This is a genomic window from Microcoleus sp. S13_C5 (genome assembly GCF_036700845.1).
Lineage (GTDB): Bacteria > Cyanobacteriota > Cyanobacteriia > Cyanobacteriales > Microcoleaceae > Microcoleus.
Window position 1 is genome coordinate 38653 of sequence record NZ_JAUBPR010000035.1, and the last position, 14006, is coordinate 52658.

Below are 14006 nucleotides of genomic sequence, written 5' to 3' on the forward strand. Positions count from 1 at the left end.
CTAAGATTAAATCCCTTAATTCGATCGCCAATTTCATTTTAACATAGCCTCATGCTGTACAATTTGCACTCAAAACTCCGATCTTTGGCTGTCGATCGATATTTGTATGAACACGGCAGTGCGGTGCCCAAATCCGAATATATTTGTAGGGATACAGCATTGCTGTGTCCGCGATATTTGCAAGGACACGGCACTGCCGTGTCCCTACCGAAAACCGCCATACAAGCACCGATCGGACGCAATCTTAATTCCCGACGGCAAACAAGTATTAGGCTGGAACTTGGATTCTTTCAGTGCCGGCAAGTTCAAAGGCTGCGTGAATAGCCTTCAAAGCAGTTACGGCTTGTCCTTCATCCACAACGCAGCTAATTTTAATCTCGGAAGTGGCAATCATTTGAATGTTGATTTGCTGGCGGGAAAGCGCTTCAAACATTTTTGCCGCTACTCCCGGATGCGCTACCATCCCGGAACCGACAACGCTAACTTTGGCAATTTGTGTATCGACTGCTACTTCGCCCCAGCCGAATTCGGGGGCGGCTTTTTCCAGGGCTTTTTTAGCAGCTTCGGCGTCAATTTGGGCTACGGTAAATGCAATGTCGCGAGTTAATATGCCGTCGATATTGTGGCAGCGCTGCGACTGAATGATCGTGTCTACGCTGATATTTTCCTCGGCTAAAAGTCCGAACAGTTTTGCTGCTACTCCGGGTCGATCGGGCAATTGGCGAATTGCTAGACGCGCTTGATTGAGATCCAACGCAACGGCGCGGACTGCGGGCGGTTTGTGGGATGCTGAATGCAGCCCAATAGGGGAGTTGGCGACATCAAATGCTTTGCAGAGTTCGGCAACGGCCCGATCGCAATCTTCGGCATTGATGGCACAACTAACTTTCACCTCGGATGTAGAAATCATTTGAATGTTAATCCCCGCATCCGCTAAAGTCTTAAACATCTGCGCCGCTACCCTCGGACGACCGATCATTCCCGCACCCGCAATGCTAACTTTAGCTATTGGCCGCTCTTCTGCTTTCACTTCCGGTTCTCCCAATTCTGGGCGAGAATTCTTGCCGAGGGTGGGAATAATTGCATCTGCAACGGCGGTGGCTTGTTGCAGAGATTTTCGCGTCACGGTGAAGGCAATATCGTTAGTATTTCCTTCATGAATTGACTGGATAATTAAGTCTACATCGAGGTTTTGTTGGGCGATCGCACCAAACAACCGCGCTGCTACGCCGGGGCGATCGGGCAAACGCAGCAGCGACACCCCTGCCTGATCTAAGTCAAATTCCACCGCATCCACCGCTGTTGCGAGCTCCAAACCCTCCAAAGGCCGAAGTTTCGGGGGTGGGGACACTACCCGCGTACCGGGGGCGTCACTCCAGCTAGAAAGCACTACCAGCGGCACGCCGTAATTCTTCGCAATTTCTACCGCGCGCGGGTGGAGGACTTTTGCCCCCAAACTCGCCAATTCCAGCATTTCGTCGCAAGTGATTTCGTCCATCAATTGCGCGTCGGCAACCAAGCGCGGATCTGTAGTCAGAATTCCGGGCACGTCGGTATAAATTTCGCACCTGTCTGCCCGCAGCGCAGCAGCGAGGGCAACTGCTGTTGTGTCGGAACCGCCACGGCCCAAGGTGGTAATTTCCAATTCTCCGGCATCGGCGATACCTTGGAAACCTGCAACCACAACGACTTTACCGCTTTTTAACTGGCTTTCAAGCCGATTTGGGTCGATTCGCAAAATCCGGGCACGGGTGTGGGCGGCTTCAGTGACAATGCCAACTTGGGCGCCGGTGAGGGAAATTGCCGGCTGTCCCATTTCCTGCAATGCCATGCTCAAAAGTGCGATCGAGACTTGTTCCCCAGTGGAAAGCAACATATCCATTTCCCGCTTGTTGGGATTTGGGGAAATTTCCTTGGCGAGTTTAACTAAACCGTCGGTGGTTTTGCCCATCGCTGAAAGTACGACAACGAGAGAGTTGCCGAGCTGTGCTGTTTTTACAACTCGTCGGGCTACTTCCAAAATGCGATCGACTGTGCCAACCGAGGTGCCGCCATATTTCTGAACAATTAGTGCCATAGGACTTACACAAAAAGTGATGCAATACTTAAGTTAATATACGCAAATTTTTGATAATAACCGATGAATGTTTATATCGTTTCTGAGGAGGCTGCTAGGCGATCGGGTTTTTACAGCACATGATATTCCTAGGGACACTGAATTGCCGTGTCCCTACCGGAAGCGGCGACTTATGCGACTTTAGCTTTTTGATTGAAGAATTGAATAATCGCGAATAACTTATGAAGAACCCAATCCCGATAATCATCAGTCATCCCCAATCTAAAATCTAAAATCTACAATCTACAATCGAATTACTCGCCTTCTCACTCTCGCAAACGCGCTTCTAAAGCTTGAATTCGCAACTCAGCTTCTATGCGCCTTTGTCGTTCTCGTTGTGCCACTAATTCGGCTTGTTCTGCCCGTTCCTCGGCCGCCGGCAGCAAATTCCCGGAAGCATCCCACCAGCGCAGCCAAGGCAGCTCTACGCCCTGATAAACCCCTTGCCAAATGCCTAATTCCACTCCTATTTGTGCGATTTGGTAATGTCCGCGCTGATTTTCCGGCAGTAACTCAAATCTATCTTCTACCAAATGATACACTTCAACTTGGGCTTTTTTGACTTCATAAATGCCGTAAAAAGCAGGTCGAATTATCCGCTCGTAAATCCAAAATTTGCCCTGGCGAGGAGTCCTATCTCTTTCTTCACTGCCATCGCCAGAAACAAATTCAAGTACAATTAGAGGCGGCATTAATTCCCGCCACATTACATAGGAACGGCGCAGATTTCCGTCTAGAGTTGGCGGCACGTCGGGCACGTAAAACCAATCAGGTGCTTCGGCTGCTCTTTCTGGCGGTTCCGGGGGCCCGGCCACTCGCCAGTAAATACCGGAATCTTGACCGATGCAGTATTGTCCGTCGGGATGAACTTGGTCTAAAATCGGTCTAATTGATGTTGTTAACAGGATGCTTTGAGGATGTTCTTGAAAGTTTTTCACAAAAGTACCGTCGGAGTCGGGTAATTGAGTGTGGTCTGGGAAATCTGTGGCTAGAATTTCTGATTTTTTGGTGATACTCATATTGACCTCTTGAATGTTGAAAAATTATACTTATAATTGGGGAAGGAAAGACTAATAATGCTATTATGTGAGGGAAAACCTCCGGTTGCTATATAGAATATATTAAATAATATGAGTCAGTACAAGTTAATTATTTTTGACTTCGACGGCACTTTAGCAATTACTCACAAAGCTATTGTATTTTGCTTTACCAAAACATTTGAAAGTTACAATATTACCCCGCCTAGTGCTGATACTATTATAGGTACGATCGGCATCAATTTACCAAATAGTTTTAAAATCCTCCATCCGGCGATCGAGGAAAGCGCAATTCCTGAATGGGTGGAAACTTACCGCTCTTATTATCGGACGGAAGGTGAAAAGCAGGTAGAGTTATTTACCGGGACAAAGCAAGTCTTGCAGTTGGCGCGCAAATCGGGATTGAGCTTGGGAGTTTTTAGCAACAAACACGTTAGTTTTGTGAATTCGTTACTGCAAAAATTGAAAATTCACAGTTTTTTTGATTTGATTTTAGGTGACAACGGAGAAATGGTTATGAAACCCGAAGCGGCGGTGTTTCACTCAATTATTAAACCGCTGTTTCCGGACTTGGATAACAGTCAAATTTTAATGGTTGGCGATACAGCGATTGATTTGCTGTTTGCTAAAAATGCTGGGATAGATGTTTGTTGGGCGGCTTACGGATATGGCGATCGCCCTCAGTGTCTCGCCCTAGAACCGACTTTCGCGGTCGACGATATTTCAGAACTTGCTGTGTTCGTTCAACATTAATTTTTCCGGTTTTTTTATTGGATATTTGGAATCGTTTAAATCCTATGTCTTTTATTCAAAATATTTCAATAGAGACTCCGGGCATCAGATTTTGATTCAAGCGGAAAAATAAATGCGCGAACTGGTAAGCTGCCTAAACTCTGCCAAGTAAACCATACCAAAGATAGAGTGATCCCTGGAACAGCTATTATAAATTAACAAGTAGGATTCCTTTGAATGTAGAAAGCACAAGGCAGAAGCAAATAGGAAAAAAACGAGGGAAGCCAGATTTTTTTTAGGTAGAATTTACCTCCCAAATTTTGCATGATAGCCTTCTAACTTCTGCCTTCGGAAAACAGGGCAATTCTGTTAAAATCTAGGGTGTGCTGGCAGTCGGTATCTACAATAAACTCAATTTATAGAAACTCATGCAGATCGATATAAGCATTCCTTCTGAAACGCTATCGCCGACTCGTACTGGCGGCACACCGAATTTAATAGAAGAAGTATTTCGGCTGTACGATCGCGCCCTGGCAGCTACCAGCAACGGCATCGCGATCGCGGACGCTACCCGGCCGGACAAGCCTATAGTCTACTGCAACGGGGCTTTCGAGCGGATTACAGGCTACGATCGCAGCGAAATAATCGGGCAGAACTGTCGCTTTCTGCAAGGCCCGGATACCGATGGCGCTGCCGTTGATCGAATCCGCGTGGCCCTGAAAGAACAGCATGACTGCAAAGTAGTTCTGAAAAACTACCGCAAAGACGGCACCGCCTTCTGGAACGAACTCACCATTTCGCCGGTGCGCGACAGCAGCGGACTGGTTACCCACTTCATAGGCGTCCAATCTGATATCACCGATCGTAAACAAGCAGAAGAAGCCCTCAAACAAGCCGAGGCAAAATACCGCAGCATCTTTGAAAACGCCACCGAAGGCATATTTCAAACCGCCCCAGACGGGCGCTACCTCAGCGCCAACCAGGCACTCGCCCGAATGTACGGCTACGATTCCCCGTCAGAACTGATCGCAAAATGTTCGGCAAAAAACCTTTACGCCGATCGCACCCGCCGCGCTTCCTTCATGGCAGAAATTAGCAAAAATGGCTCCCTGAAAGAGTTTGAGTCCTGCGTCCGCCGCAAAGACGGCAGCACTACCTGGATCTCGGAAAACGTGCGCGAAGTCCGCGACAAAGATGGCGAACTCCTTTACTACGAAGGAACAGTCGCCGAAATCGCTGATCGCAAGCGCGCCGAAGCAGCCCTGCGAAATCAAGAATACTGGTTGAAAACCGCGATTAATGCCGTCCCCGACGCGATCAACCTCACAGACAGCGAGGGGCGTTGGCTGATTGCCAACGACTGCGCCCTCCAACTTTTGGGCTGGGAAACCGCAGACTACCAGGGTAAAACTACTGCCGAACTCGCTGCCGCCGCCGATCCGAGAGTCAGAGAAATTCTGCTAACTTGGCAGGAAACCGACGAAACCACCTGGCAAGCAGGCACTCTTACCTCCAGCCGCCAAATTGTCCCCTTGCCCACAGGCGGCAGCAATTTGTTTGAAGTGCGGAAAGTGCCACTGTTCAACCCCGACGGTTCGCGCAAAGGTTTGGCAGTGGCGGGGCGGGACATCACCCAGGAAGTGGCAGCGGATGCAGCTTTGCGAGACAGCGAACAGCGGTTTCGGGCAATTTTTGAACGCGCTGCGATCGGGATGGTAGTCGCTACCCTCGAGGGTGTTGCGATCGCCACTAATCCGGCATTTCAAGCTATGCTGGGGATCTCGGAAGCTCAACTGCGGGGTGTCGGCCTCGACGACTGCGCGCACCCGGAAGACGCAGAAGTTTCGCGCGAGTTGCGCCAACAGTTGGCCGCGGGCTTGCGCGAAGCTTACCAAATCGAGAAGCGCTACCTCCGCCAAGACGGCAGCATCAGGTGGGGACGCCTCAGCGCCTCTGTCATCGACAGTAGTCAGGGAACGCCACAGTTTATTTTGCAAATGGTAGAGGATATTACCGATCGCAAAGAAGCCGAGTCAGCTTTGTTCCAAAATGAGGCTAAGTGGCGATCGCTAATTCTCAACAGTTCCGACATCATTACTATTCTCGACGCCAGCGGTCACATTGTTTACGAAAGCCCGTCTGTAGAAAGAGTTTTAGGCTACGAACCCGATGAAGTCGCCGGTCAAATTGCTCTCGATTTGATCCACCCTGACGACCTGCCCTCGGTGATGTCCGACGGCGAAAAACTGATCGCAAATCCAGGCGATCCGATCGCCCTAGAAGGTCGGTTCCGGCGCGCTGACGGTTCTTGGTGTTTTCTCGAAGGTGTCGGCATCAACTTGCTAGCAGACCCCGCTGTGAAAGGAATTGTGATCAACTCCCGCGACATGACGGCGCGCAGGCAAGCAGAGTACCGCCTCAGCAAAATTAACGAGTGCTTTTTGGGATTCACCACCGACGCCGCTGAGAACATCCAGCGGCTGACATCTTTAGCCGGCGAGCTTTTGGGCGGAAGCTGCGCCATCTACAGCCGCTTAGGTGGCGGACTGCTGCACGCGATCGGGACTTGGCAAGCGCCGCCGGACTACCCGCTAATTGATCGCGCCGAGGGCCGCATCTGCACCGATGTATGCAGCAAAGGAAGCGATCGGGCTGTTGCCATTCCTGACTTGCAGAACACGATCTACGCCCAAACCGATCCCGCTGTCATCCGCTACCAACTGCGAAGCTATCTGGGACAAGCAGTGCGGCTGGGCGACGATTACGTGGGTGCGGTGTGCGTTGTCAACACCGAGTCGATCGCCCCCACAGAAGCCGACTGCAAGCTGATCGGAATTATTGCTGGGGCGATCGGAGTTGAGGAAGAACGGGCCGCCGCCGCCGATCGCGATCGGCAAAAATCCCAAGAACTGCAAACAGCTTTGAGCGACTTGCAGCAAACTCAAATGCAGTTAGTACAAACCGAAAAAATGTCTTCCCTCGGACAGGTGCTAGCAGGAATTGCCCACGAAATTAACAACCCAGTTGGCTTTGTCGCAGGCAACCTCTGCCACGTCCGAGGCTACGTTCTAGACTTATTAGAAATCGTACAGGTGTATCGAGAAGAGTACCCAAATCCACCAGCAAAACTTCAGCAACAAGCCGAGGATATAGACTTAGAATTTCTAGCAGAAGACCTGCCAAAATTGCTCAATTCCATGCAGACCGGATGCGAGCGCATTGTAGAAATTATTCAAACTCTCCGAAATTTCTCGCGGGCGGACGAAGCCAAAATCAAGACTGCCGACATTCACGAAGGTTTAGAAAGTACCTTGTTAATGTTGAACAGCCGCCTGAAAGCCAAACCCAACTGGCAGGGCATTAAAGTGATTAAAGAATACGGAGAACTACCGCAAATAAACTGTCATCCCGGACAGTTAAATCAGGTATTTATGAATGTATTGGCAAATGCGATCGACGCCTTGGAAGAAAGCAGCAGCCAAGCCAAAGACACCGGAAATTCTATCTGTCCTACTATTACCATTCAAACTGAAACGATTGATGACAAGAGCATTTTAATTCGGATCAAAGACAACGGTCTGGGTATTCCCGAAGATCAGATTGTGCGTTTGTTTGACCCGTTTTTTACCACAAAACCCGTAGGTAAAGGCACAGGTTTGGGTTTATCAATTTCGCACCAAATTGTCGTTGAAAAACACAACGGCAAATTGCAGTGCCTCTCGGAACCCGGTAAAGGCACTGAATTTATCATCGAAATTCCCATTCGTTGACATCAGGACGACGCTAATCAGGATATCATGCTTGATATGCTCGGTATTTGTCCAAATCCGCTTTAAAAACCCCTTGATAAGACTGGTTGCAACCGCTCCTACCAATCGAAGTCAGAGTCCAGACTGAGTAAGAAATAAACGGGGTATTTAAGCCGGATTTGGTATGAGACGGACATGAGAGGCAACAAGTGGTTTGATATCAAATCTGTTAGCATCGTAATTATTCCTACCTCTTCTCGACCTCTGCGTGAATCAGCGTCAATCTATTGTCATCGGCAGCCAGAAAAATTATCTTTTTTTACTGCAGATACAGGCAGATAAACACAAATTAACGCAGATGAATTCTATGAATTTCGGTTGCACCATCCATGCGTGATTGTTGAGTGTTGACGGGATTTTACTATTACGATATCCTTTTTATACTGAGTCACGTAATCTAGAGTCAGCGCCCCATTACCCATTATTAATGTGTACCTGACTCCAATGAAAAATACTATAGCAATCCTAAATCATTTGTGAATTTCTTACTTCCTCAGAGCGGGTTCGGGGAGGGTTGGGATGGGGTAAAAAATTTATGACTCATTGAGGATTGCTATATCATTATGTTCAAGCCAGCCCTAATTTAATTAAAAACTAAACTGCGTCCGCAAATTGCCCACAAAAATTGTCGGGTTGTTATCGAAATTATTGGCATTCCAGATCGCATAAAATGCCGGTACTATCGAAATATGCTCGGTGAGAGGCCAATAATAAGTGGCTTCAATTTCGTACTGCTTGCCACCATTTCCCCCGCCCGAAACCAGAAACCTCCGACCGCCAGTAACGTCAAAAGGTACTAAAAATGAGCCCGTAAACACAGCTCCTTTTTTGAACAAATCAGGCAGTGCAAATCCTAACATATAAGATTGAGTTTTGATCGTGCCGTCGGGTCGGTCAGTCTTGGGAAATATATTGGTTTCGGCGTAGCCGTAGCGGCCGAAAAGACCGAAACGGCGGCTGAGCAACCAATCGAAATTAAAGCTATAAGTATTGGCAGTAGCATTGCCGAGACGGCCACCGAAACCGTCATCTGCCAAACCGTTAAGCGGCCTGCCATTCGGTGCTCCAATTAGCCCGCCAATTTGCTGGATGTTGGAACGGCTGTACAAAAACCGCAAATTTGCCCGATCGCTCGGACTGAATGTTAGTTCGGCGGTACTCGTATTTGTCCCACCAAACAAGCCTTGAGACGGATTGGAAGCGGAATTAAACACCGAAGTGGGCAAAAATTCCATACTCTCGCCCAAATAGCCCAAACGCAGTTTCAATCGGCGGCCGATATCCCACAAAGCCAAAGCACCTGCGCCGCGTTTGGTAGCAGTTAACAAAGTGCTATTGTTAGAATCAAAGCTGCTGGCACCGTTCACGAAAAAGCTAAAGTTATTGTTGTCAAAGTAGCGGTAGAAATTAATTCTCGGGCCGATTACTACTTGCAAGCTGTTGCTAACCGGGAACTGATAAGAAAGTTCTCGCAGGATAACTTCATTGGGATTCACCCCAGCAGTCTGCTCTAGAAAAGGAGTGCCAAAGGTATTAAAAAGACCCGGAGAAGTATACTGATTGGCTGGTGCAGTTCCGTTACCTACAGCTAGCTGTGTAATCAATTGGTCTTTCCCTGTAAAAGAAGTAGTGAGGGTTAACCAAACTAACTGGCTGAAAGTAATTTCTGGGTCGTCCACTGTCTGCACGATCGGTCTGTTGGTGACAGGATCGCGTCCCGGTACTCGATCGAGCGGAGCAGCATTTGCATTTATTGCTTCAACTCGGACTCGCTTGCTCGCAAAAGCTCCACTCAGGTTAAACCAAGCAAATGCGTTTAGTTTAGTCGTCGTTGAAAATTGGTTGGCTTCCAATTCGGCAGTGCGGGCTTCTAAAGCATCTACTCGACCGCGCAATGTAGCTAATTCTGCTGCAAATTCTTCTTGCAATCTTTGCAAAGCAAGTAAATCTTCTCGCTTGACTAAATTACCAGTAGAACCGCCAAGTTGTTTGGTAATTTGGTCTAAGCAAGCATTTAATCCGGCGGCGAATTCATACCGAGTCATTGCTCGATTGCCTCGGAATGTGCCGTCTGGATATCCCGCAATGCAGCCGTATCTTTCTACTAGGGATTGCAAGGCTTGAAAAGCCCAATCTGTCGGCCGCACGTCGGATAGTTGGGAAACAGAGGTGACTTGTGCTGCGTCTTCTTGTATGCTGAGGTCATCAGCGATGCCCGTCTCGCTGCTGATGTCGGCAACTTTGCTGGCTTCAGCAACGTTTTGAGATTGAGGAGAGTTTGCAATTTCTAACTTCTGTGGGGGCAATTCGCCAATTGCCTCCGTTATTTCTGGGGTTGTTGTTGGGCGATCGCCTGTTACTTTGTCTTGTTTGGGTAAAGCGGGATTCACCGATGCTATATCTGTTTTAGGTAAAGCACGATCGACTGCTGCATCTGTTTCGGGTAAAGCGCGATTCACCCATGCTATATCTGTTTCGGGTAAAGCACGATCGACTGTTGCTGCATCTGTTTCGGGTAAAGCGCGATTCACCCATGCTGCACCTGTGTTGGGTAAAGGGCGATCGACTACGGAGTTAGTCTCTGCGGTAATCGCCGCTAACTGCGGTATCTCAATCTTACCTGCAGCCAGCGCTGCGTCTGGGGTAGCCTCCGGGACGGCACTCGCTTCTAGCGCAACTTCTGGAGTTGAGGTATCCTGAATTTGAGCTGTTGCTGCGATCGGCCCCAAAGGCACTGCCGCACCAGAAATCAAGAAAGACAGCCAAAAAGCTTTAACGGAGGTTGCATTATTCATCATAAAACTCACACCACTTGCTGAAAATTAAATCTGGCCAAGCTTAACCGATAAGCTTGCTTATAAATGTAGTTGGTTTAACAAATTCTTATAAATAGTTAAAATTATTTTAGGAAGCGATCGATTCCCAATCATTAATCACTGATGACTACTGACTCCTGACCAATTCCCCAAATGAAGTTTTTATTAGGTACAGATTTAGACAACACGCTAGTCGGAGATGACGAAGCAACTCAAGTTTTCAACCAGCGCTTGCAATCACAGCGATCGCAAATTTGTTTGGTTTACGCTACCGGGCGTTCTCATGCTTCAACTTGCGAATTAATTGCCCAAAAGCAACTGCTAGAACCCGACTATTTGATCGCAGGTGTAGGCAGCGAAATTTACCAAGACGGAATCCTCGATTTAGATTGGGCGGAGTATCTTTCTCAAGACTGGGATAAAATGGCGATCGCCTCTTTAGCTCAGCAGTTTTCCCAGCTTAAACCCCAATCCCTAAAAGAACAAAATCCTTGGAAAATCAGTTATTGTTTGGAGCCAGCAGCAGAAAATAGCTCGACTGTCCAGGCTTTGCAGCAAAAGTTAACTGAATCGAGACTGCCAGCTCAAATCATTTTTAGCAGCAATATTGATGTGGATATTTTACCGCAAACTAGCAATAAAGGCAATGCCCTTACTTATTTACAAAAGCGCCTACAAATTCCATCTGAGGCAACATTAGTTTGCGGTGATTCTGGCAATGATATCAGTATGTTTGAACAGGATGTCCGGGGAGTAATTGTCGCTAATGCTCTGTCAGAACTCTTAGAATGGCATCGCGAATGCGGCACTGAAAATCATTATTTAGCTGGTTCTGCTTGCGCTTGGGGAATCATGGAAGGAATGGCATATTTTTGGAAATTTTGATTGCCAAAAATTCGGTTTGGTTTGTAGTCAGCAGTGAAGTCCTCAGTACAAACGCACCCCAAGCACCCCAAGCGCCCCAAGTCTTGCAAACCGTTAAAATCTGTTCAGGAATCTCAACCGCGTATTGATCGAACCTAATCGAACTTAACTTTAGTTACCTCAAGCGAGTTGAAGTTTATTTCCTAGCCTGTTGGGCCCAACGTAGTGGAGGGAGTCGGCTATCCCAAGATAAGTCGGCTATTCCCCGATCGCCAAAGGTTCTATAGTTAAGTTTAGCGCCTCAACCGAAATTACTTTCTCTAGAAGAAGTTATTTTTATAGATGAAGAAAATGTAGGTTTAGCTCACATCTTGCACCATTCTCAATTAAAAGGCCTTTCGTGCCTGTTCCACAAAGAGTGAAGTTCTGGTGGGATGGGCAGGAGATCCCGCCCATAAAAGGCTTATTTAGAAGGGTGCAACATCTCAGTTGAGTCAACTATTTGCCCCTTTAGTTCAGTTCGCGAACGCACCGCCACATGGAACAAAATACTTTACCCGTAGAGGTGATTCTCTCTCACCCCCGCCAATATTTAGGTAGCATTCGGCTGGATTGGACGCCACAACCGGGGAACTATCTAGATTTAGAGGGACAAACCTACGCTGTCTTGGAACGCCACCACCGCTATCAACTCAAATCCGGCCGCTACCGACTGCAAAAAATTGCCCTGTACGTGCAGTCGGCCACACCGCCGACGGAAAGAACTTTTGTAAGCGGCATCTGGGTTATCGGAGATGCTAGCTGTCGCTTTAATGCTCGATCGGAAATTCTGCGCTGTGCTGTCAATCCCAATGGCCCGTGCAACTGCTGCTGCGATTACCAAGAAACTATCAAAACCAACTAGCAACTCTCGAATCAAATTTAACTTCTTCAGGCAGGCGGTAATCTATCTTCTGATAGCTGTGGAGCACCTCGCGAATGCCAGTATGAATCAAATTTTCTATGTGCAGCAACTGCTCCGAAGAACACCGAACCTGAACTGTTTGGTTTGAGACAGACTCGCCGGAGTCGATCGCAGTATATCTATTAGGAACTCGGCTGAGCACATAAGCAATTAAATCTTGTCGCAATCCCGAAGGCGAAAAAGCTTGTTGGTATGGGTGCTTCGGATAAGACTCCAAGATAATTTCTACTTCCTCTGTGACTACAGCTAAGGTAATATTGACAAGATTTTTCTGCATTTTCCCCGTCCCCAAACACTCGTTAACTAATATTTTCGTGGCCGTTCTCGATCTCGTCTGATTTCTCATGAATTTTAACCGGCTAATACCGCCAATCGTTCTTCGGTCATCACCAGCTCGAACTCGGAACTTACCTCTTCTATAACCCGCAGCACGTAGCAGGGAATCTTGTCCGATAAAATAGCACTTGCCACCGTACCAGTGTGAATTTCTAAGACTGCTTCAGCAGCAGCTTCAAACATCAGTCGCTGTCCCGGAAACATCACTCTTTCAAAGTACCAATTAGGAATGTTCCCAATCCGAACCACCTGAACTAGGTTGGTAACATTTGCGTAATAGCACAGAATCTGGTTGTTACCTTTATAAGATAGCTGCTCAGACATTTAAAAAATCTCCACACTCTTTCAAAAACTAACTGAGACTTGGCTTTGCCTGTTAGTGGCAATTGCGATTTGGGATCTTGATCAAACGACAGACTTATTTTTGGGGTGTTATTCGAGAGCGCCAATCACATCTTCAGTTATTAATTTTTGTAGCATTGAGTTATCCTGCCAACACTTAGAGGTATGGCGCAGAAACTCCGTTTTTCCCAGTTAAAAACCAGGTTTTTATGGTAGGCACTGCCTAACCCCTGACTTATTGAGGTTGGCTGTGCTGTGGCACCCGTTAATCGAAAGTACCGTCACTTTCCCGAACTCTCCTGACAAGAGATTCACTCTTTGGCAGCGGAATGGTGCTGAGAGTGCGATCGACCTTCAGATCCAGAGCTTGGAGTAAACTTTATCTAAAAAATATGAGGAAATTATGAAGACCATCATTTTTTTTGATAAATATAGTTTTGCCGAAGCAGAGATTACAACAGTTAGGCAAAAACCTGGTTTTTTACCCAAAAACTTGGCTGCATCTGTGCTCCCGCGTTAAAAAACCCGGTTTCTCAGGGAACTCTGCCTAAATCTTGGATTAGCCGGCCCAAACGGAGTTTTTTACCAAAAAACTTCGCTGCATCTGTGATCCCGGGTAAAAAAAAACCCTTCTTGAGGCAAGTGTGCGTAACTTCTGGAGGAGTTATTCTGCCTGTAAATACGGTGGGTGATAGCCGATCGGCTTTGCAGGTAACAAAAAACCCCGACTCCCTGAGATCATCTCTAGAACTTCTAGGGAATCAGAGTTTAAATTAACCAATCACCGATCCATCTCAAAGCTAAATCAAAAAAATGAGGAAATTATGAAAATAGCAGGAAAAACTAGAACTTTCCTGGACGTATAAACCCGGTTTTATAACATAATTGCGTGATTTTTGCAATTATCAAGGGGACTAGTACACCTCGGCGTAAATACACAGACTATTAGACAGCCAAGACTTTACCCTTATATGTCCACTTAAAAGGTTT

General features: G+C 47.3%; 9 protein-coding genes. 4 read left to right on the forward strand and 5 right to left on the reverse strand.

Annotated features, from left to right (window positions below; genetic code table 11):
* Positions 1–268: 268 nt before the first annotated feature.
* Together QUA04_RS12285 and QUA04_RS12290 are read right to left on the reverse strand one after the other, a co-directional pair.
* Positions 269–2077 carry an aspartate kinase gene (locus QUA04_RS12285; protein ID WP_333257296.1) on the reverse strand — a complete coding sequence of 603 codons (1809 nt, stop codon included), beginning with the start codon at positions 2075–2077 and terminating at the stop codon, positions 269–271.
* A gap of 305 nt (positions 2078–2382) precedes the next feature.
* Positions 2383–3135, reverse strand: coding sequence for a Uma2 family endonuclease (locus QUA04_RS12290; RefSeq protein ID WP_333257299.1), 753 nt, complete (start codon positions 3133–3135; stop codon positions 2383–2385).
* Positions 3136–3246: 111 nt separating this feature from the next.
* Here QUA04_RS12290 and QUA04_RS12295 point away from each other — a divergent pair, with 111 nt between their 5' ends.
* Positions 3247–3906 carry an HAD family hydrolase gene (locus tag QUA04_RS12295; protein ID WP_333257301.1) on the forward strand — a complete coding sequence of 220 codons (660 nt, stop codon included), beginning with the start codon at positions 3247–3249 and terminating at the stop codon, positions 3904–3906.
* 407 nt (positions 3907–4313) lie between these two features.
* Positions 4314–7655, forward strand: coding sequence for a PAS domain S-box protein (locus QUA04_RS12300; RefSeq protein WP_333257304.1), 3342 nt, complete (start codon positions 4314–4316; stop codon positions 7653–7655).
* Between the two features lie 626 nt (positions 7656–8281).
* On the opposite strand, the gene QUA04_RS12305 is transcribed toward QUA04_RS12300, so the two are convergent.
* Positions 8282–10492 carry an iron uptake porin gene (locus tag QUA04_RS12305; RefSeq protein ID WP_333257307.1) on the reverse strand — a complete coding sequence of 737 codons (2211 nt, stop codon included), beginning with the start codon at positions 10490–10492 and terminating at the stop codon, positions 8282–8284.
* A 171-nt stretch (positions 10493–10663) separates the two neighbouring features.
* On the opposite strand from QUA04_RS12305, the gene QUA04_RS12310 reads away from it, so the two are divergent.
* Both QUA04_RS12310 and QUA04_RS12315 read left to right on the forward strand, forming a co-directional pair.
* Positions 10664–11395: a sucrose-phosphate phosphatase gene (locus tag QUA04_RS12310; protein WP_333257310.1), complete on the forward strand. Its 732-nt coding sequence runs from the start codon at positions 10664–10666 to the stop codon at positions 11393–11395.
* Positions 11396–11912: 517 nt separating this feature from the next.
* Entirely contained in the window at positions 11913–12278 is a 366-nt protein-coding gene (locus tag QUA04_RS12315; RefSeq protein ID WP_333162698.1) for a DUF6464 family protein, read from the forward strand.
* On the opposite strand, the gene QUA04_RS12320 is transcribed toward QUA04_RS12315, so the two are convergent.
* Together QUA04_RS12320 and QUA04_RS12325 are read right to left on the reverse strand one after the other, a co-directional pair.
* A complete protein-coding gene (locus QUA04_RS12320; protein ID WP_333257313.1) occupies positions 12265–12615 on the reverse strand; it encodes a late competence development ComFB family protein in 351 nt (116 codons plus the stop codon). The genes QUA04_RS12315 and QUA04_RS12320 overlap by 14 nt on opposite strands.
* Positions 12616–12689: 74 nt before the next feature.
* Positions 12690–12998 carry a DUF1830 domain-containing protein gene (locus QUA04_RS12325; protein ID WP_333257316.1) on the reverse strand — a complete coding sequence of 103 codons (309 nt, stop codon included), beginning with the start codon at positions 12996–12998 and terminating at the stop codon, positions 12690–12692.
* Positions 12999–14006 lie beyond the last annotated feature (1008 nt).